The following is a 19735-nucleotide window of genomic DNA, read 5'->3' as shown; positions in this document are numbered from 1 at the left end:
CGCTTCCTGGCCGCTAGCCGCGCTGCTTGCCGCCGTCCGTTTTCTCCTGGTCGGCTTGTTCCTGGCCCGCTTGTTCCGGATCTGTTTGCTCCTGTTTCATCTGGCTCAGCAAGCGCCAGGCAAAAAAGCCCAGCACGCCCACGCCCAGCAGCAGGGCGGCCCACAGCGCGGCCAGGCGCCATGGTGCTGCATCCTGGCTGGCGACGGGTGCAGGCGCCTTGCTCCCGTTGGCCTGGAGCGGGCCCGTGCTGGCCGTTTTGAGGGCCAGCAATTCATCGGCCTGGAAGCCGGGCGCCACCTGCGACAGCGGCTGCGCCACGGCTGCCGCATCGCTCTTGCCGAATGCCAGTTGATAGGGCGGCTTGCCGCTGGCCAGCAATACCATGGTGGCCGGCGTCCAGCCCAGGCGCAAGGCGGGCGCATTGCCGGCGGAGAGCGGGTGTTCGGCCGGTGTCTGCATGACCCACAGTGCCGTCTGCGTCACGGGCATGGCCAGGTCGCCCGAGATCCTTTCCTTGCCATCGAGGCCGATGCGGTAAAACGTGGTGCTCAGCAAGGCATCAAAATACGCGCCTTGTACCGCTTGCGTCTGCTGGCGCAGGTGCAGGCGGTGCCGGGGAACGTAGCTGTTCTGGCGATACACGCCCAGGGTCACGGGCAAGACCACGTTGCTTTGCGTAAATTGCAGGGCGATGCTGTCGGCGGGAATGGCGATGGGCGCGGGATAGCGCCATTCATGGTCCTGCTGGCCGGGCACGCCTTGCAGCACGATGGCGGCGCGGGGCGCGGCGACTTCCGTTTCGCTGACGGCTTGCGCCGTGATCGCTTCAAAGGCCCGCGGTTCGCCCGCTTGCCAGCTCAGGCGTGCATAGCGGAACGCGCGCGGCGCGAAGGCGATGCTGTCGTTGGCCAGGGTTTGCGTGTCGTTGTTGCTGAGCCAATTCAGGGTAGTGGTGCCGATGGCGTCCCATTGCTTCAGGTCGTCGCTTACTTCCAGCAGCACTTGCGCACTGTAATTGTTCGTGCGGGCTGGCGCCGTGAAGCGCAGGGCGGCAATGCGGCTGCCTTGCGCCTGCTTGCCCAGGTCGAGGATCAGCGCCTGCAGCGCGGCCGTGCCGGCCGTCGTGCCGGCCCGCGTGCTGACCGACAGCAGCCGGCCATCGTCCGCCGTGCGGATATCGATGCCCTGCACGCCAAGGCTGGACCTGCCCGTCACGGGGAAGATACGCGCCGCAATGCTGGTCCGCTGCGTGGCCGATTGCGCGGAAGGCGCGACCATGGCATAGGCCAGGCGCTTGCCGTCGCCATCGAACAGGCGCACGTCGGCCAGGCTGGCCGAGCTGGCGTGCAGGTAGACTTCCCGGGGCAGGGGCAGCTGGACGATGCCTGCGCCAGCGGGTACATGCACGGGCATGCTCCAGCCATAGTCATGCGGCCGGTCCGGCGCCTGGCCCGTTGGCGCGGCCAGCGCGGCACCCATGAGCAGCATGTTGCAAAAGAGGAGTGACGCTTTCATGCTGCTCCTTGCTGTGGTGCAGCCGGCGCGGCCGGCGCGGCAGCCTTGGGGAAAGGCGCCAGGTAGCCGATCAACACCATCAGCAAGCCCACACCCACGAAGGACACGATGCGTTCGATGCCGCCCACGTTCGACAGGTCGATGGCGAACAGTTTCAGTACGACCAGCCCCAGCAGCACGGCGCCCAGGCTCCACTGCTGGCGCCGCTGCCGGCGGGCCGCGTGGCGCATCAGCAGCAGGGCCGTGACGCTCCACACCAGCGACAGCATCGCTTGCACGAACTGCGAGGCCAGCATGGCATCGAAGGTGTAGGGCACGCCCAGGTAGTGCGAGACCGTACGCAGCAGCATCAGGTTGAACCAGACATACACGCAGCAGGCGGCCACGGCAGGCAAACGTGCTTGCCACAGGGCGGGCAGGGGGACCTGGCTTGCTGGCAGCAAACGGTAGCTGGCAATGGCCAGCAGGATGGCAAAGCCCGTGCTCAGGTCCAGCGGATTGAGCAGCGGCAAATAGGGCAGGGGCGCCATGGCGCCGTCGTCGACGATATTCCACGCGGCGATCAGCAGCAGCGACCACAGCGCGCCCAGCGGTATCAGGGTGCACTGGTACCACGCCGCAATCGGCGCCACGGGCCAGGCGCCCGCGCGGCAGCGGCGGATCAGCCAGGCCAGGGCCAGCATCATGGCCCAGGCCGGCAAGTAGCGGGCCCAGGCAGGGCTGACGCTGCCGGCATGGCCCGCCAGCCAGGCGTTGACGTGCATGGCGCCCACGGGCCACAGCATCAGCCATGGCGCGGCCGTGCGCAGCGTATGCAGCAGGCGCAGCGCGCGCGCATCGAGCTGCCAGCCCGCTTGCGGCCAGGCCATCAGCAGGTATTCGCCGGCCGCCAGGGCGCTGGCCAGGGCCAGCCAGCTCAAGTCGCCGGGCAGGTAATCGCGCAGGTACAGCGCCAGCAGCAGGTTGGCGCTCCACAGGCCCAGGCCGAGCCAGGCGGCCACGCTGAACCAGCGCAGCTGCGGCCAGTCCAGGCGCCGCGCCAGGATGGCGAACACGGGTGTCGTGATACACACGGCAATCAGGTACAGCGCCAGCCAGTGCTCGCCCGCGTGCGGCTGCAGGGACAGGTCGCCGTCGAGCAGGCGCAGCAGCCAGCTGACGAATGGCACGAGGATGGCGGCAAACCACAGCAAGCCGCTCCAGGCCAGCAGGGGGCGCGCGACCAGGGCCAGCAGCTCGTCGCCGCCGCGCGCGCGCAGCGCAAGGATGCGGGCGCTGGCAAAGGCGGCGGCGCCCAGCAGCAGGGCGCTGAGGAAGGAGCCCTCGAACAGGCTGGCCGGATGCTGGTCCCAGACCCAGCTGGCGCGGCTGAACATGATCATGCCGGCCAGTACCTGCACGGCCAGCAGCAGCGCGCGCGGCGCATGCCATTGCTCGCGCCGCGCCAGCCACGCCAGCAGGGCGGCCACGGCCAGCGCGCTGACGGTGAGCAGGTTCAGCTGCGTGGCCGCTTCCGTGCGCAGCAGGACTTCGCTCCAGATGCCGCCCAGCAGCCAGACGGTGGCGGCCGTCAGGAACAGCACGGACAGGCTGCTCATGAATTCGGGATGCAAGTGGCTGCCGTGGCGGCGGAAATTGTAGGCCATCACCAGCGCGGCGGCGGCCAGCAGCGCGCAACCCAGCCAGATGTTGGCGTGCAGGGCCGCTGCCGTATCGAGTTCCAGCATGGCGCCGAGGAAGGCAAGCCAGGCGGCTCCCTGCACCAGCAGGCCGAAAGCCCAGGCCAGGATCTGGCGCTGGCGCAAGCCGACCCAGACGATGCCCGCGCCTTCCAGCGCCCAGGCGGCCGACGTCCAGCGGCCGTCGAGGGCGAACGGGATGGCCAGGGTACCGAAGACGATGCCTAGCGCGAGGAAGGCTTCGGCCAGCAGCTTGAAGCCATTCCTGCGCCACAGCGCCACGGCCAGTCCCGTGTAGCACAGGCCGGCAATCAGCGCGGAAAACGCCAGGCCGAAGTCAAAGTGCCGCACCAGGCCGTACTGCAGGCCCATGGCCGCCAGCGGCGTGCCGAAGACGAGGGTGCCATCCACGTAATGCCTGAGGCGCGGCGCCTGGCGCGCGCAGTAGGCGATGGCGATGCCGACATAGAACAGCACGAACAGGATCAGGAACAGCTGCGTCGACAGGTAGTGCTCGGGCGTGTAGCGCAGCAGGCCCCAGGTGGTGGCGACGACAAAGGTGAAGCCAAAGCTCAGCACATTCAGGACGCGCCAGGCGCGTCGCAGGGCGATGGCGAAGACGCCCGCATTGAGCAGCGCGTAATAGCTGAACAGGCCGATATGGTTGCCGCTGCCCGTCGACACCAGCAAGGGCACGGCAAAACCGCCCACGATGCCGAAGACGGCCAGCCAGACGGCGTTTTGCAGCACGGCCAGCAGACACGTGAAGGCCGTCAGCACGAACAGCACGGCGAACGCCAGGCCGGCCGGGATCAGTTCATACAGGCGGAAGGCGCCAAACGTCACCAGCATCAATATCGCCAGCGCGGTGCCCTGCAGCGGCAGGCTGATGCCGGGGCGTTTCAGGCGGATGCGCCAGGCCCAGGCCAGCAGGGCGATGTCGGCCAGCGCAATGCCGGCCAGGCGCAGTTCGATGGGCACGGTCACCTGCGCCGACACGTACTTGAGCAGGAAACTGACGCCGAGGAAGAGGATCAGCAAGCCCAGCTTGGCCACCAGGTTGCCCGTAAACAGCCAGTTCTTCGCCTTGGCAACGAGGCCGTCGGGGCGCGCGATCCACGACGGGGTATTTGGCGCGGCAGGGGCGGGCCTGGCGGGGGGCGGCGGCGCCGATGGTGCCGGTGCGGAGGTGGCGGCTGGCGCGGCCTTTGCCAGGGCGACGGGCTCGCTTGCGGCCGCTTGCGGCGCGGGGGCGGCTGGCGGTGGCGGCGCAGGCACCGGCGGGGCAAGCGCAACAGGCGCCGGCACTGGTACCGGCGGCGGCGCAGCGCTCTCCACGGCGGGAACGGCAGCGGGCGCTTCGCCCTGGCCTTCCAGCGTTTGCAGGCGCTTGTGGATGCCGTCGACTTCCTTGCGCAGGCGGGCCGTCAGCAATTCCAGATCCGCCACCTTGCGGCGGTACTGCAGCACCAGCACGAAGCCGGTAATCAGCAAGCCAAGGATGAACAGCGTGATCAATCCAAACATGGGGCAGCTTTCCTGAAAGGGCAGGGCGAAGGCGCCCGAGGTATGCGCACATTACCTTATTATCAAGAAACAAGCGATTTCTGTCGTGTCAGGGCAAGTGTCAGGAAGTGTGTTCGGCGGCAAGGCAGGCATGGAGCCGGAGCGGGCTTTTCATATTGATGCCAAGCAAGATGACGACATTCAGATTGTCGTGCGCAGGATAGTGCTGTATTTTAGCAATTCCTTAATAGCCAGTCCCCATGCCATGAGTCAAAGCAGCCAGTTTTCCTTATTGTCGCAGCGCCGTTTCGGGCCCTTCTTCTGGACCCAGTTCTTTGGCGCCTTCAACGACAATCTGTTCAAGACGGCCCTGATGGTGATCCTCGCCTACGATGCGCTGAGCTGGACCACGCTCGATCCGTCCACCATCACCAATCTGATCCCCGGCCTGTTCATCCTGCCCTACGTCGTGTTTTCGGCCACGGCGGGCCAGCTGGCCGACAAGTTTGAAAAGGCGGGCCTGGCCCGTTTCGTCAAATGGATGGAACTGGCCATCATGGCCGTGGCGGCCGCCGGCTGGATGACGCATACGCTGTGGCTGCTGGTGGCCGCCGTGGTGGGCATGGGCGTGCACTCGACCCTGTTCGGTCCCGTCAAGTATGCCTACCTGCCGCAGCAGCTCAAGCCTGAAGAATTGGTTGGCGGCAATGGCCTGATCGAGATGGGCACCTTTGTCGGCATTCTATTGGGCGAGATCCTCGGCGCCGTGTTGATCGTGCACAAGCCGCTGGGCGTGGAGCTGGTGGCGGGCGCGACGATTGCCGTGGCCGTGTTCGGCCTGATCGCCAGCTACCGCGTGCCGCGCACGCCGGCGCCCGAGCCGGCCTTGAAGGTCAGCCTGAACTTCGTCGCCGAATCGTTCCGCAACCTGAATTTCTCGCGCAAGAACCGCCCCGTCTTCCTGGCCATGCTGGGCAACTCCTGGTTCTGGTTTTACGGCGCCCTGATCCTGGCCCAGTTCCCCGTGTATTCGAAGGATTTCCTGCATGGCGACCACAGCGTGTTCGTGCTGCTGCTGACCGTGTTTTCCGTCGGCATCGGCACGGGTTCCCTGCTGTGCGAACGCCTGTCCGGCCACAAGATTGAAATCGGCCTGGTGCCGTTCGGCTCCATCGGCCTGTCGCTGTTCGGCATCGACCTGTATTTCGCCAGCAATGCGTATGCGAATACGCAAGTGGTCGACGCGCTGGCCTTTGTCAGCCAGGCGGGCGTGCCGCGCATCCTGCTCGACATCGTCATGATCGGCGTGTTCGGCGGCTTCTTCATCGTGCCCCTGTTCGCCCTGATCCAGACGCGCTGCGACCCGAAACACATTTCGCGCACGATTGCCGGCATGAATATCCTGAACGCCCTGTTCATGGTGGCGGCGGCCGGCGTGGCCATCGTGCTGCTGGGCCAGGGGTTTACGATCCCGCAGCTGTTCCTCGTCACGGCCATCCTGAATGCGCTGGTGGCCGCCTACATCTTCTCGCTGGTGCCGGAATTCCTCATGCGCTTCCTCGCGTGGATTCTTATCCAGACCGTGCACCGGGTCAAAGTGGTCGATGGCGAGCGCATCCCCGCGGAAGGCGCGGCGGTGCTGGTATGCAATCACGTCAGCTATGTGGATGCCATTGTCATCATGGCGGCCAGCCCACGCCCCATCCGCTTCGTCATGGACCACCGCATCTTCAAGATGCCGCTGATGGGCTGGATCTTCCGCACGGCCAAGGCCATTCCCATCGCGCCGGCCAAGGAAGATCCTTTCCTGATGGAAAAGGCCTTCATCGATATCGCGCAAGCGCTGCATGAAGGCGAGCTGGTGTGCATCTTCCCCGAAGGCAAGCTGACCCGCACGGGCCAGATCAGCGAATTCAAGGGTGGCATCGCCAAGATCGTCGAGCGCAGCAAGGTGCCCGTGATTCCGCTGGCGCTGCGCGGCTTGTGGGGCCATTTGTTGAGCCACCGCAATGGCCATTTGTTCGAGCGCGCCTTCAAGGCGGGCTTGCGTTCCCGTCTGTCGCTGGCCGTGGGCATGCCCGTGCCGCCCGAGGCCGCCACGCCGGAATTGCTGCAGCAAAAGGTGCAGGAATTGCGGGGCAAGTGGAAGTAACGCTCACTGCGGCCGTCCCGCCGCCGCCTGCTGCGCCAGGTGCGCACTGAGCAGGGCGGCGATGGCGGCGAAATCCACGGGTTTCGTCAGGTGATGGTCGAAACCCGCCTGCTCCGTGCGCGAGCGCGCCTCGCCCTGGCCCCAGCCCGTCAGGGCGATCATCAGCACGTCGCGTCCCTGTGCCTTGCGGCGCATGCGGCGTGCCGTTTCATAGCCATCCATGTCCGGCATGCCCAGGTCCATCACGACCAGTTGCGGCCACGCCATATCCACGGCCGCCAGCGCCTGCGCGCCGTCATAGGCAACGCTGGCGGCATAGCCCTCCAGCTGGAACAGGCTCTGCAGGGAATCGGCCGCGTCGCGGTTGTCGTCCACTACCAGCACTTGCAACGGCAGCGTCGCGCCGGCGGGCGACGCGCTGCCGGCGGCGGCCGTGGGGCCCAGGGCGTTGCCGGCGCTGGCCGGCAAGGTGACGATAAAGCGGCTGCCGCGGCCGGGGCCGTCGCTTTGGGCCTCGATGCTGCCGCCATGCATTTCGGCAAATTGGCGCGCCAGGCTGAGGCCGATACCCAGGCCGCTGGCCATCTGGCCCGCCACCGTGGGGCCTTGTTCGAACATGGAAAAGAGACGCGGAATGGCCTTCGGCTCGATGCCGATGCCATCGTCTTCGATGGCCACCTGCAGCTGGCCCTGCGCCAGGCGCGCCGTAATCCGGATGTGGCCGCCGTCCGGCGTGAACTTCACGGCGTTCGACACGATATTGGCGAAGATCTGTACCACCCTCGCATAATCGGCGTGCAGCGTGACGGCCTGCGGCGGCATGGCAAGTGCGATGCTGATGTGCCGGCTGCTGGCGGCCGGCTGGCACAGCTCGGTCACGTGGTCGAGCACTTGCTGCAGTTCGAAATCCTTGAGCTGCAGCAACACCTTGCCGCTGGTAATGCGCGCCACGTCCAGCAAGTCATCGACCAGGCGCGTCAGGTGCGTCACCTGGCGTTCGATCACGTCGCTTACCTTGCCCACCTGCTCCGAGGCCGGGTACAGGTGCCTGAGCAGGGCCACCGAAGACTGGATGGGCGCCAGCGGATTGCGCAGTTCGTGCCCGAGGCTGGCAAGAAATTCATCCTTGCGCCGCTGCGTCTCGCGCACCTGATACTGGCGCTGGCGCGCGCGCAGCATGGCGTGCGCCGACGTGATCAGGGTCAGTATGTGCACGGGGCGTTCCAGCAAGGTCAGGTTGCCCAGGGTGGCAATGGCTTGCTGCAAGGGCAGGGAATCGAGTCCCGCGTGCGTGAGCACGGTGATGGGCAAGTCGGACCAGTCCGGCTGCTGGCGGGCGTAGGCATCGAGCACGGAGTAGACGCCGGCATGCAGCGCCTCGTCCACCGTCAGCACCCCGCCTGCGCCCAGCGCCAGCTGCTCGGCCAGTTCGCCGGGGGAGTTGCAGGCGTGGCTGGCGATGGCGCTGCCAGCCAATACCGTGCCGGCCAGGCTGGCGTCCTGGCCGGCCGTCGCGTAGATCAGGATGCGCTGCTCCATGGCGATTCCTAGGGGAAGGGCGTGCCGCCGATGGTAGGCAAGCCCGACAGGATGCCATGAAAGCCGGCCAGGGCCGGACCGATGCGGATGCCCTGCGGGCTGATCTCGAAGCGGCGGATGCTGCGTTCGTGCGCGCTGCCACGTTTCTTGAAGACGGAAATGGCTTGCCGCACCTCGCCTTCCGTTTCATAGTAGCGCAGCATGACGACGCTGTCGGCCAGGTAGCTGGCGTCGGCCGAAGTGGACATCGAAGTGCCCAGCATGTTCTGCTGCACGCCGACGAGCAGGGTGGCCACGCCGCGCTGGCCCAGGTAATTGAGCAGCTCATGCAGGTAGGTGCTCTGGAAGCGTTCGTCGGGCACGGCATGCATGTAGCCGTTCAGGCTATCGATGACGATGACCCGGGCGCCCCGTTCCGCCGCGTCGACCACGGCCTGGGCGAATTCGCCCGGCGTCAGCTCGGCCGGATCGACCTGCTGTGCGCTCAGCAGGCCTGCGTCGAGCGCCGCCTGCAGGCGCATGCCCACGTTGCCGGCGCGGTTCAGCAGCTTGCTGCGCGCTTCCTCGAACAGGAACATGGCGCACGGTTCGCCCCGCTCGGTGGCCGCGTGCACGAATTGCGCCGCCAGGGTGGACTTGCCGCTGCCCGCGGGGCCGGAAATGAGGGTGCTCATGCCTTCTTCCAGGCCGCCGCCTATCATGAGGTCGAGTTCGGGGATGCCGCTCGACAGGCGCCGGTGGTTGCCGTCGCGGCGCGTGTCGGCGGCCACCAGGCGGGGATAGACGACCAGGCCGTCATGGGAAATCTTGTAGTCGTGCGTGCCGCTGCGAAACGGCACGCCCCGGTATTTCACCACGCGCACGCGGCGCCGGTCGTTGCCGTACGCCTGGTTCTGCCGTTCCAGCGAGATCACGCAATGGGCCACGCTACGCACCTGCAAACCGTCGTCCAGCGCGGAGCGGTCATCGATCAACAGGGTGGTGCAGTGCCGGCTGGCCAGGTATTGCTTCAAAGCCAGAACCTGGCGCCGGTAGCGCAACGGGTTTTCCGCCAGCAGCTGCAGTTCGGACAGCGAGTCGAGCACGAGGCGGGCCGGGCGGTGCTTTTCGATGGCGGCCAGGATGCGCTGGTTGGTCGAGGCCAGTTCGATTTCCGACGGATGAAAGATGGTGTACTGGCGCCCGGGATCGAGGATGTCGTCGCTGGGCGCCACTTCTTCGATGGCGATGCCGCCCAGGTTCCAGCCGTGCGACAGGGCGGCGTCGCGCAATTCGATTTCCGATTCGGCCAGGGCGATATACAGCACGGACGCACCGCTGCGCGCCCCTTCGGCCAGGAATTGCAGCGCCAGGGTGGTCTTGCCCGTGCCCGGTTCGCCTTCGACCAGGTACAGGCGCTCGGCCAGCAAGCCGCCCGTGAGAATGGTGTCGAGGCCGGCAACGCCCGTCGACAGCAGCGGCGGCGCGCCCGGGCCGCCCGCGCCATCGTCCTGCATGCTGCTTTGCGCCTGTGCCGTCATCGCCCCTCCTGCTGTGCCAGACCGTGACCACCATATTAGCGCGTCCGGCGAGGGATGTCTTTTCGATACCATTGGTAAATAATTATTTTGCCACGCCTGCCACGAGGGATGGTGTTGCGTCCTTGTCGGCCAGTTCAGCAAAGAAATCTTGACCCTGCTAAAGTAATCACCCAATCCACCTTTTCCGCATTGCCTTTTTTTGCATCGCTCGCCTTGTTTCTGCTCAACTTTGCTGGCGTGCTGCCGCTGTCGCTGTCCTCATTTCATTGCTTCATTGATAATTTAATTCGCTTGATGGTTACTATGTTTCAATTGTAACGATGCTTGACGATTTTAGAATGATCGTTCATTCTTTGACCTGCGTTAATAAATTTAGTCATTTCTAACGACACTAGCCAGCTTCTTTTTCAGAAAGTCCAAGATGCAACCAACCTTTTCCTTGACGTCGCCGCGTACGAGCGGCGCTATTGCCGTTCTGTGCGCCACTGTAATCATGGCCGGCTGCAGTAAAAAGCAGGAAGCACCTCACGCGCAGCAAGCGCCGCAGGTGGTCGTGTTTACTGTTAATCCGGCCGCGTTGCCGATGAGCGCCGAATTGCCCGGCCGCACGAATGCCTACCAGGTCGCCGACGTGCGCCCGCAGGTGGGCGGCTTGATCCAGAAGCGCCTGTTCGTCGAAGGTAGCGATGTGAAAGCGGGCACGGCCCTGTATCAGATCGATCCGGCCACCTACCAGGCTGCCTACAATTCGGCCAAGGCCGCGTTGTCGAAAGCCAAGGCCAACTTGCTGACGGCCGGCCCGAAAGCCACGCGCTACAAGGAGCTGGTCGCCATCGAAGGCGTGAGCCGCCAGGAATACGACGATGCCGTGGCCGCGTTCGAGCAAGCGAAGGCCGACGTCGAGTCTGCTACCGCGGCGCTGGAAACGGCGAACATCAACCTGAGATACAGCACCGTGACGGCGCCGATCAGCGGCCGCACCAGCCGCTCGACCGTGACGGCCGGCGCGTTGGTCACGGCGGGCCAGGCCGACGCGCTGACCACCGTGCAGCAACTCGATCCCATCTATGTCGACGTTACCCAGTCGAGCACGGACCTGCTGCGCCTGAAGCGCCAGATGGCCGACGGCTCGCTGAAAAAAGTGGGCGAAGGCCAGGCCAAGGTCGATCTGATCTTGCCGGATGGCAGCAAGTACAGCGAATCGGGCAAGCTGCAGTTCGCCGGCGTGACGGTCGACCCGACCACCGGCAACGTGATCCTGCGCGCGCTGTTCCCGAACCCGAAAGGCGAATTGCTGCCAGGCATGTACGTACGTGCGCAGCTGGAAACGGGCGTGGATGAAAAAGCCATTACCGTGCCGCAAGTGGGCGTGACGCGTAACCAGAAGGGCCAGGCCACCGCCATGATCCTGAACAAGGAAAACAAGGTCGAGCAGCGCGTGCTGACCACCAGCGGCACGGTCGGCACCAACTGGCTGGTGACGTCCGGTCTGGCTGCAGGCGACCGCGTGATCGTGGAAGGCTTGCAAAAAATCAAGCCAGGCGCCCCGGCCGTTGCCGTGCCGGCCAAGGCCGAAGCTGCTCCTGCGCCCGCCGCTGCCGCTTCTGCCGCAGCATCGGCTGCCAGCGCCCACTAATTCAGGAGAATATTAATGGCCCGTTTTTTCATTGACCGCCCGATTTTTGCCTGGGTGGTCGCGATCGTCATCATGCTTGCCGGCGTGATTTCGATCCTCAGCCTGCCGATCGCGCAGTACCCGAGCATTGCTCCGCCGTCGATTTCGATCAGCGGCTCCTATCCTGGCGCCTCCGCCAAGACCGTGGAAGACGCCGTGACCCAGGTCATCGAACAAAAGATGAAGGGTATCGACGGCTTGCGCTACATGGCTTCGTCGAGCGATGCGACTGGCGGCATCAGCATCACCCTGACGTTCACCAGCGGCACCAATCCTGACATCGCTCAGGTGCAAGTGCAGAACAAGCTGCAGCTGGCCACGCCACTGCTGCCGACGGCTGTCACGCAGCAGGGTCTCGTCGTGTCGAAAGCCACGAAGAACTTCCTGATGGTGTTCGGCTTCATTTCCGAAAACGGCAAGATGGACCAGACCGACTTGAGCGACTACGTGGCCGCCAACGTCGTCGATCCGCTCAGCCGCGTAGCGGGCGTGGGCGACGTGACCCTGTTCGGTTCGCAGTACGCGATGCGTATCTGGCTCGACCCGGCCAAGCTGCAAAGCTTCAACCTGACCCCGACGGACGTGATCACGGCCGTGCAGGCGCAGAATGCGGAAGTGTCGGCCGGTGAGCTGGGCGGCACGCCGTCCGTCAAGGGCCAGCAGCTGAACGCCACCGTGTCGGCGCAAAGCCGCTTGCAGACGGCCGAGCAGTTCGGCGCCATCTTGCTGAAAACCACGACCAACGGCGCCATGGTGTACCTGAAGGACGTGGCCAGCATGGAACTGGGCCGCGAGAACTACAATACCGTGGCCCGCTACAACGGCCATGCGGCCACCGGCGTGGCGATCAAGCTGGCGACGGGCGCGAATGCGCTCGATACGGCCAACGCGGCGAAAGCCATGCTGGGCAACCTGAGCAAGCAATTCCCTGAAGGCATGAGCTACCAGGTGGCGTTCGACACCACCCCGTTCGTGAAACTGTCGATCGAGGAAGTGGTCAAGACCCTGGTCGAAGCGATCATCCTGGTGTTCCTGGTGATGTACCTGTTCCTGCAGAACTTCCGCGCCACCCTGATCCCCACCATGGCCGTGCCGGTCGTGCTGCTCGGTACCTTCGGCATCCTGAACGCGTTCGGCTACTCGATCAACACCTTGACCATGTTCGCCATGGTGCTGGCCATTGGTCTGCTGGTCGACGATGCGATCGTGGTGGTGGAAAACGTCGAGCGCGTGATGAGCGAAGAGGGCTTGTCGCCGCTGGAAGCGACGCGCAAGTCCATGACGCAGATCACGGGCGCGCTGGTGGGTATCGCCATGGTGCTGTCGGCCGTGTTCGTGCCGATGGCCTTCTTCGGCGGTTCGACGGGCGTGATTTACCGCCAGTTCTCGATCACGATCGTGTCGTCGATGGTGCTGTCCGTCGTCGTCGCGCTGGTGTTTACGCCAGCGCTGTGCGCCACCTTGCTGAAACCGGTCGAAAAAGGCCATCACGCGACGAACAAGGGTTTCTTCGGCTGGTTCAACCGCAGCTTCGACAGCAGCAGCAACAAGTACCAGGGCCTGGTCGGCGCCATGATCACGCACCGCGCCCGCTCGATGCTGCTGTATGTGCTGCTGCTGGCCGGTCTCGTGTTCATCTTCATGCGCTTGCCGACCTCCTTCCTGCCGGAAGAAGACCAGGGCATCCTGTTTACGCAGATTCAATTGCCGACGGGCGCCACGCAAGAGCGCACCCTGAAAGTGATCGAGCAGGTCGAAGACCACTTCATGAACAGCGAGAAAGACAACGTCGCCTCCGTGTTTGCCGTCGCCGGTTTCAGCTTCGGCGGTAACGGCCAGAACACGGGTATCGCCTTCGTGCGCCTGAAAGACTGGGCGCTGCGCAAGGACGTGGCGCAAAAAGCGCCGGCAGTGGCGGGCCGCGCCATGGGCAAGTTGTTGCAGATCAAGGACGCGATGGTGTTTACCTTTGCCCCGCCTGCCGTGCTGGAACTGGGTAACGCCACCGGTTTCGACATGCAGCTGCAGGATATCGGCGGCGTCGGCCATGACGCCCTGATGGCGGCGCGTAACCAGTTGCTGGGCATGGCCTCGCAAAATCCCACCATGGTGGGCGTGCGCCCGAACGGCCAGGAAGATACGCCGCAGTACAAGATCGACATCGACCAGCAGAAGGCAACCGCGCTGGGCTTGCAGATCTCGGAAATCAACCGCGTGCTGAGCGTGGGCTGGGGTAGTTCCTATGTGAATGACTTCCTCGACCGTGGCCGCGTGAAGAAAGTGTTCATGCAAGGCAATGCCGAATCGCGCATGCAGCCGGAAGACTTGAACAAGTGGTTCGTGCGCAACAGCGCTGGCCAGATGGTGCCGTTCTCGGCCTTTGCTACGGGCAAGTGGATTTACGCTTCGCCACGCCTGGAACGCTACAACGGCTTGCCGTCGGTAGAGATCCTGGGGACGCCGGCACCGGGCCAGAGCACGGGCGCGGCCATGAACGCGATGGAAGCGATGGTGGCGCAGCTGCCGCCTGGCATCGGCTTCAGCTGGACCGGCGTGTCGCTGGAAGAGCGCGAATCCGGCTCGCAGACGCCGCAGCTGTACGCGCTGTCCCTGCTGATCGTGTTCCTGTGCCTGGCTGCGCTGTATGAAAGCTGGTCGATTCCGTTCTCCGTGCTGCTGGTCGTGCCGCTGGGCGTCATCGGCGCCGTGCTGGGCACGTGGATGTTCGGCCTGTCGAACGACGTATACTTCCAGGTGGGCTTGCTCACGGTGGTGGGCCTGTCGGCGAAGAATGCGATTCTGATCGTCGAGTTCGCCAAGGAAATGCAGGAATCGGGCATGTCGCTGCTGGACGCGACCTTGCATGCGGTGCGTCTGCGCCTGCGTCCGATTCTGATGACCTCGATTGCCTTCGGCCTGGGCGTGTTGCCACTGGCTATCTCCAGCGGCGCCGGTTCCGGCAGCCAGAACGCCATCGGTATCGGCGTGCTGGGCGGCATGTTGACGGCCACGTTCCTCGGTATCTTCTTCGTGCCGGTGTTCTTCGTGCTGGTGCGCGGCTTCTTTTCGAAGCCGGACGCGCCTGCCACGCCGGCGACGCCTGGCGCGCCAGCCGTCACGCTTTCCAAGGATGCACATTAATATGAAAAAATCGCTACTCTCGATGGCGGCACTGGCCTTGCTGGCCGGTTGCAGCCTGGCCCCCACGTACGAGCGTCCGGCAGCGCCGGCGCCCACGGCGTGGCCGACGGGTCCTTCCTACAAGGCCGACACGGCCGCCGCCGACGCCAAGCCGGTGGCGGACATCGCCTGGCGCGAGTTCTTTGCCGATGCGCGCCTGCGCCAGGTACTGGAACTGGCGCTGGCCAACAACCGCGACCTGCGCGTCTCGATCCTCAACATCGAGAAGGCGCGCGCCACCTACGGCATCGAACGCGCCGCCCTGATCCCGACCCTGTCGGCGTCGGGCGGCCAGACGGCCAGCCGCGTGCCGAAGAACGCCAGCGCCACCGGCGAAGCGTCCATCAATCGCCAGTACACGGCGAACCTGGGCGTGTCGGCTTACGAGCTGGACTTCTTCGGCCGCGTGCGCAGCCTGTCCGACAGCGCGCTCGAGCAATACCTGGGCACGGAAGAAGCACGCCGTGCCCAGCAGATCAGCCTGGTGGCCGAGGTGGCCAGCACCTATCTGAACCTGGTGGCCGACCAGCAGCGCCTGCGCGTGGCGCAGGACACCCTGAAGAGCCAGCAGTCGTCGTATGACCTGGCCGTGCGCCGCTTCAGTGCCGGCGCCACGTCGGGCCTGGACAAGTACGACGCGCAGACCAGCGTCGAGTCGGCCCGTTCCGACGTGGCCGTCTACACGAGCCAGGTTGCGCTGGATCAAAACGCACTGGTCCTGCTGGTGGGCGGCCCCGTGCCGGCCGACCTGCTGCCGCAAGGCGAGTTCGGCACGGTGACGGCGCTGGCGGAGATTCCGTCCGGCTTGCCGTCGGACGTGCTGCAGCGCCGTCCCGACGTGCTGGCGGCCGAGCGCACCCTGCGCGCGGCCAACGCCAACATCGGCGCGGCGCGCGCGGCCTTCTTCCCGCGCATTTCGCTGACGGCGACGGCCGGTTCGCTGAGCGACAACCTGTCCGGCCTGTTCAAGGCGGGCAGCGGCACGTGGAGTTTCATTCCGCAGATCAGCCTGCCGATCTTCGATGGCGGCGTGAACCGCGCCAACCTCGATATCGCCAAGGTGCAGCGTGAAATCTCCGTGGCGCAATATGAAAAGGCGATCCAGGTCGCCTTCCGCGAAGTGTCCGATGCGCTGGCCCAGCGCGGCACCATCGACGAGCGCCTGCAGTCGCAGGTCTCGCTGGTGGAGGCGTCGACGAAGAGCTACACTATCCACGACGCGCGCTACAAGCAGGGCGCCGAGTCCTACCTGAACGCCCTGGTGGCCCAGCGCGCGCTGTACACGGCGCAGCAAAGCCTGATCACGGCGCGTTTGGCCAAGTCGACCAACCTGGTGACCCTGTACAAGGTGCTGGGCGGCGGTTGGCAGCCTGAGCAGACAGCCGTCGCGGCGGCTGGCGGCGTCCAATAATCACGGGGACGCCGACGCCGGCCTTGCCCGCAAGGGCAGGGCCGGCGCGCTACTGGAAAATCATGAACCAAGTTGAAAAGAAGCATCCGGATCCCGAGCGCGCCAACACGCGGCGCAAGCAGGTGCTCGATGCGGCGGAGAGCTGTTTCAGCCGCCGCGGCTTCCACGGCGCCAGCATGGCCGAGATCTCGAAAGCGGCCGGCATGAGCGCGGGCCACATCTATAATTATTTCGACAGCAAGGATGCGATCATCGCCGCCTTCGTCATGCAGAATACGGAGCGGGTGTCGAACCTGATGCAGGACCTGGCGCAGCGCGAAGACCCGCTGCAGGCGGTGATCGACAATGCGGGCGAGCATGTGCTCGAAGCGCTGGACCCGAAAACGTGGATGATGCCGCTGGAAATTTTTGCCGAAGCGTCGCGCAATCCGGCGATCGCCGAAATGCTGCAATGCTCGGACCAGCGTTCGCGTCAGTTATTTCTCTCCATCATCCGCGATGCGCGCATCAAGCGGGGCTTGCCGGCCGACGAGGAAATGCTGCAAGGGCGCCTGAACGCCCTGGTGGCCCTGTACCAGGGATTGCCGGTGCGTTTCATTCACAATCCGGACGTCAAGGTCGAGCCCCTGATCGCCGGTTTTCGCATCATCCTGACGGCCTTATTGCTGAACGAATAGGGCGCTTGCCACGGACATGCAAAAAAGTTTGCGCAGTTCGATATGAATCATGCGCAAAGCATGGCAAAAACCTAAAAGCGTCTGCTATAATTCTCACCTCGTCGGGGCGTAGCGCAGCCTGGTAGCGTACATGCATGGGGTGCATGGGGTCGGAAGTTCGAATCTTCTCGCCCCGACCATTAGATTCAAGGAGTTACAGCGCAAGCTGTATAGAAACCCAGTACTGTATATTATACGTTTGTATAATATCGGTGCTGGGTTTTTCCGTTGGGTCGGGGGTTTTACGGTGGAGCTTGGCAATAAAAAACCCCGCACTATGACGGGGTTTTTTGTTGCACAGTTGCAGTAAGATCAAGCAGCAGCCATCATTGGCGCTTCTCCCTCATGCTCTGCCAACACCTGCAGGCAGGCTGCCTCCTTGGCGGCTTTTTCATTTGCAAGTTGTACTGCAATACGCTTGTATTCTGACTCGGCAAAACGTCGCAGCGCTTCACGCATCAGCGGCTGGTAGCCCATGCCGTGTTGCTTAGCAATAAACTTAAAATCTTCAATCAGTTCTTTCTTCAGGCGAATCGAAATGGCCTGAAGCCCCTGTGCTTCATCCATTTGTTGCTCAAGTTCCTTTGGGGCCCGCTTCGCATGTGCTCGGTCGCGACCAAGTGCGCCAGACTCCCAATTCTCTACACTACCTTCAATTTTGACGGGGGCGTTCATCATTTTCTCCATGTTGCTAATTTCATTTTCCTTCATTTTCATAGGTGTCGATATCTCCGGCACCTGGCTCGAAAGCTGATTTGAGGAAATATTTACCGTCACGGTAAACATAAATAATTTTGAGTAACCTACCTTTGTTTGTTTCGGCGATGAACCACAGCGACGGTGGATCTGACTTGTGGTCTTCGCGTTCATCAATTAAGTTTACGCCACATTTATTGTCGAAGCATTGATCCACCTCTTCGGGTGTTACGTCATGCTTGGCGTCTAATTTTTGATCAATGCGCGGTGTAATAACTATGATCCGCATCTTGTCCCCTTTGTATATACAAAATATAAGGCCGCACAGTACAAATTGCAATGTAGTTATCAACAGAAAACGGTGACAATTTTGTGTAAACTTGTAAAAAGCTGTGGATAACTACGTTTTTTCGGTATTTTTCGGTACTTTTCGGATCTGTCTCATCGCAGCGCAACACCTGAGCTTGCTGCGAAAGTATGCATCGGACTGAGATCATAGCGTATATACGCGGTCTTTGCCGATCTTGGTATTTTAGATCCATGGTAAGGCCATCGGAATCTCGGAAACATCCGCAATCACTTCCTTGATGTAGATATCTGTGGTCTTGCCTGACGTGTGCACCAGGCGCTTTTGAATGTCGCTGCGGTTCTCGCCGCGCCGTGCAGCATCCGTGGCCGCCAAAGCCCGGATATCGCGGAATACCACGTCATCCTTCATGCCAATGCGCTCCTTTGCGCGGTCCCACATCGAACTGAGGCCGGACCGGGTGTAGGCGCCGCCTTTTTGTGTCGGGAACACGAACTGGCTGATTAGCCCATATTTGATTTTCAATCCACGGGCGCGGGCGATCACTTCGGCAATTTCAGCTGTGACAACGATATCGACGGCCTTGCCGCTGGTTTTTTGCGTCTTGCTTGGCTTGATCCTGATCCGCCCATCTTCGATCTGTGATTCTTTCAGCATGCGGATATCGATGCCGCGTGCCCACAGCAGGTAGGACATGTCGATGATGCAGGCGAACATGGGGCCGCTGGCCGTCGGGATGCTCAAGCCCGTGCCTTTGCGTTCCTTGCTCATCATGCCTGCTTCGCGTATCGCTTGCACTTGCGCATGCGTGGCCAGCACCTCGCGTCGTCCGGTCTTGTAGCTGGACATGTCGAGTTGATCGATAGGGTTGTCTTGGCGCAAGCCCAGCTCACCGATGATGAACTTGAACAAGCGGCTCATCAGTGCAGCGTACTTTTTCGCTGTGTTCGGCGTGTTTTTGAAGTTGTCGCGCAAGAAGCCGGCGCAGTCCTTGGTTGTCACCTGGGATGCGTGGAATTCTTCGAACTCGTCGGCGATCACGTCTAAGTAACGACGGTAGGCATCTTGCGTGTCCTTGCCGTAGCTGCCCAGCTTATTTTCTTTGAACTCCACGCAGGCATGTGGCATCGAGCCTTCCACAAGTTGCGGACTGCCCAGCAGCGCGGCCAGCGCAGTTAGCATCTTGCTTTCGCCCTCGACCGCGTAGGCAAGGTGAATCCAGCTCTGTATTTTGCCATTGGCCGGGTTACGCATGGGCGCGGCCGCCAGGTAGCGATACGCGCCGTTTTTCAGATAGACCCGGCGCGGCAGGCCGCGATTGGTTTTGCGGTGACGATTCATTTTCGGGCAGATTTCCTTACAGGGGCGGGAGCCGCCGGCATCGTGGCGGGATGGATCAGATGCATGCGCAGCACGCGCACTGTGTTGTCGTGCAATCTGGTGGCGGGGACGCCCATTTCTCTCAAGGCGCGCAGCTGCTCTGCCGCGCGCCGGTAGTGCGTCAGGTCGATAACCTCTTGATCGCTCAATGCCAATTCGCTCATATCTGTGTTTCTCCTTTCTTCTTCATCAAATAGTTCTTGTCTGCTCGAATTGGTGCCGGGCGCTGTGGTCCAGCACGCCGACGTAGGTCAAACCCACAGAAGAATGGTCGTCGTAGCCTGGTTGACCAGTGGCCAAGGAAAACGCCTCTGCCTCCGTGTATTGAGGCACTTCGACGCCAGGCTTGCGGTAGTCGCGCAGCCGGCAGAATTCTTTGTATTGGTCCATTTTCGTAATCTCCTTCTAGTCCGTGCATCCACAATCGGTTAAGGCGTCGTCGAAGGGAAACAGCTCCC

The 19735-nt window shown here is 63.2% G+C and carries 14 protein-coding genes and 1 tRNA gene; 6 read left to right on the top strand and 9 right to left on the bottom strand.

Translation table 11 applies throughout. The annotated features are described in order from the left end of the window. Positions 1-13: 13 nt before the first annotated feature. Entirely contained in the window at positions 14-1516 is a 1503-nt protein-coding gene (locus GCN74_RS11810; RefSeq protein ID WP_152256868.1) for a DUF3999 family protein, read from the bottom strand. Beyond that, on the bottom strand, positions 1513-4722 hold the full coding sequence (locus tag GCN74_RS11805; protein WP_152256867.1) for a DUF2339 domain-containing protein: 3210 nt from the start codon (positions 4720-4722) through the stop codon (positions 1513-1515). Before GCN74_RS11805 ends, GCN74_RS11810 begins: the two co-directional genes overlap by 4 nt. A gap of 244 nt (positions 4723-4966) precedes the next feature. Between GCN74_RS11805 and GCN74_RS11800 the strand changes: the two genes are divergently transcribed. Further along, positions 4967-6853, top strand: coding sequence for an MFS transporter (locus GCN74_RS11800; RefSeq protein ID WP_152256866.1), 1887 nt, complete (start codon positions 4967-4969; stop codon positions 6851-6853). A 3-nt stretch (positions 6854-6856) separates the two neighbouring features. Here GCN74_RS11800 and GCN74_RS11795 read toward each other — a convergent pair whose 3' ends face one another. Then, on the bottom strand, positions 6857-8392 hold the full coding sequence (locus GCN74_RS11795; protein WP_152256865.1) for an ATP-binding protein: 1536 nt from the start codon (positions 8390-8392) through the stop codon (positions 6857-6859). Positions 8393-8400: 8 nt separating this feature from the next. After that, positions 8401-9888: an ATPase domain-containing protein gene (locus tag GCN74_RS11790; protein WP_152256943.1), complete on the bottom strand. Its 1488-nt coding sequence runs from the start codon at positions 9886-9888 to the stop codon at positions 8401-8403. A 445-nt stretch (positions 9889-10333) separates the two neighbouring features. Between GCN74_RS11790 and GCN74_RS11785 the strand changes: the two genes are divergently transcribed. From GCN74_RS11785 to GCN74_RS11765, 5 genes are all read left to right on the top strand, one after another. Then, the gene (locus GCN74_RS11785) at positions 10334-11548 is read left to right on the top strand and encodes an efflux RND transporter periplasmic adaptor subunit (RefSeq protein WP_152256864.1); all 1215 of its coding nucleotides are present in this window, start codon (positions 10334-10336) and stop codon (positions 11546-11548) included. Between the two features lie 15 nt (positions 11549-11563). Further along, entirely contained in the window at positions 11564-14728 is a 3165-nt protein-coding gene (locus GCN74_RS11780; RefSeq protein WP_152256863.1) for an efflux RND transporter permease subunit, read from the top strand. 1 nt (position 14729) lies between these two features. Next, a complete protein-coding gene (gene adeC, locus GCN74_RS11775; protein WP_152256862.1) occupies positions 14730-16178 on the top strand; it encodes an AdeC/AdeK/OprM family multidrug efflux complex outer membrane factor in 1449 nt (482 codons plus the stop codon). Positions 16179-16240: 62 nt separating this feature from the next. Then, complete coding sequence (locus GCN74_RS11770) at positions 16241-16855, top strand: TetR/AcrR family transcriptional regulator (protein WP_152256861.1); 615 nt, start codon at positions 16241-16243, stop codon at positions 16853-16855. Positions 16856-16957: 102 nt separating this feature from the next. Next, positions 16958-17034, top strand: a tRNA-Pro gene (locus tag GCN74_RS11765). Positions 17035-17206: 172 nt separating this feature from the next. Here GCN74_RS11765 and GCN74_RS11760 read toward each other — a convergent pair. The 5 genes from GCN74_RS11760 to GCN74_RS11740 form a co-directional block, all read right to left on the bottom strand. Next, positions 17207-17611: a BrnA antitoxin family protein gene (locus GCN74_RS11760; protein WP_223278990.1), complete on the bottom strand. Its 405-nt coding sequence runs from the start codon at positions 17609-17611 to the stop codon at positions 17207-17209. Continuing rightward, positions 17592-17879, bottom strand: a complete 288-nt coding sequence (locus GCN74_RS11755; RefSeq protein ID WP_139091618.1) for a BrnT family toxin — start codon at positions 17877-17879, stop codon at positions 17592-17594. Before GCN74_RS11755 ends, GCN74_RS11760 begins: the two co-directional genes overlap by 20 nt. A 243-nt stretch (positions 17880-18122) precedes the next feature. Beyond that, positions 18123-19238 carry a tyrosine-type recombinase/integrase gene (locus GCN74_RS11750; RefSeq protein WP_152256860.1) on the bottom strand — a complete coding sequence of 372 codons (1116 nt, stop codon included), beginning with the start codon at positions 19236-19238 and terminating at the stop codon, positions 18123-18125. Next, a complete protein-coding gene (locus GCN74_RS11745) occupies positions 19235-19441 on the bottom strand; it encodes a DUF4224 domain-containing protein (protein ID WP_152256859.1) in 207 nt (68 codons plus the stop codon). The genes GCN74_RS11750 and GCN74_RS11745 overlap by 4 nt, the downstream gene beginning before the upstream one ends. Positions 19442-19466: 25 nt before the next feature. After that, positions 19467-19667: a hypothetical protein gene (locus GCN74_RS11740; protein WP_152256858.1), complete on the bottom strand. Its 201-nt coding sequence runs from the start codon at positions 19665-19667 to the stop codon at positions 19467-19469. Positions 19668-19735: the final 68 nt, after the last annotated feature.

Source organism: Janthinobacterium sp. FT14W (assembly GCF_009208755.1).
GTDB classification, from domain to species: domain Bacteria; phylum Pseudomonadota; class Gammaproteobacteria; order Burkholderiales; family Burkholderiaceae_D; genus Janthinobacterium; species Janthinobacterium violaceinigrum.
This window is presented reverse-complemented; position numbering and strand designations above follow the sequence as displayed.

Excerpts from the sequence above, each read along its gene's own strand:
- GCN74_RS11810 (WP_152256868.1), bottom strand. The coding sequence starts at position 1,516 with ATGAAAGCGTCACTCCTCTTTTGCAACATGCTGCTCATGGGTGCCGCG.
- GCN74_RS11805 (WP_152256867.1), bottom strand. The coding sequence starts at position 4,722 with ATGTTTGGATTGATCACGCTGTTCATCCTTGGCTTGCTGATTACCGGC.
- GCN74_RS11800 (WP_152256866.1), top strand. The coding sequence starts at position 4,967 with ATGAGTCAAAGCAGCCAGTTTTCCTTATTGTCGCAGCGCCGTTTCGGG.
- GCN74_RS11795 (WP_152256865.1), bottom strand. The coding sequence starts at position 8,392 with ATGGAGCAGCGCATCCTGATCTACGCGACGGCCGGCCAGGACGCCAGC.
- GCN74_RS11790 (WP_152256943.1), bottom strand. The coding sequence starts at position 9,888 with ATGCAGGACGATGGCGCGGGCGGCCCGGGCGCGCCGCCGCTGCTGTCG.
- GCN74_RS11785 (WP_152256864.1), top strand. The coding sequence starts at position 10,334 with ATGCAACCAACCTTTTCCTTGACGTCGCCGCGTACGAGCGGCGCTATT.
- GCN74_RS11780 (WP_152256863.1), top strand. The coding sequence starts at position 11,564 with ATGGCCCGTTTTTTCATTGACCGCCCGATTTTTGCCTGGGTGGTCGCG.
- adeC (WP_152256862.1), top strand. The coding sequence starts at position 14,730 with ATGAAAAAATCGCTACTCTCGATGGCGGCACTGGCCTTGCTGGCCGGT.
- GCN74_RS11770 (WP_152256861.1), top strand. The coding sequence starts at position 16,241 with ATGAACCAAGTTGAAAAGAAGCATCCGGATCCCGAGCGCGCCAACACG.
- GCN74_RS11760 (WP_223278990.1), bottom strand. The coding sequence starts at position 17,611 with ATGAAAATGAAGGAAAATGAAATTAGCAACATGGAGAAAATGATGAAC.
- GCN74_RS11755 (WP_139091618.1), bottom strand. The coding sequence starts at position 17,879 with ATGCGGATCATAGTTATTACACCGCGCATTGATCAAAAATTAGACGCC.
- GCN74_RS11750 (WP_152256860.1), bottom strand. The coding sequence starts at position 19,238 with ATGAATCGTCACCGCAAAACCAATCGCGGCCTGCCGCGCCGGGTCTAT.
- GCN74_RS11745 (WP_152256859.1), bottom strand. The coding sequence starts at position 19,441 with ATGAGCGAATTGGCATTGAGCGATCAAGAGGTTATCGACCTGACGCAC.
- GCN74_RS11740 (WP_152256858.1), bottom strand. The coding sequence starts at position 19,667 with ATGGACCAATACAAAGAATTCTGCCGGCTGCGCGACTACCGCAAGCCT.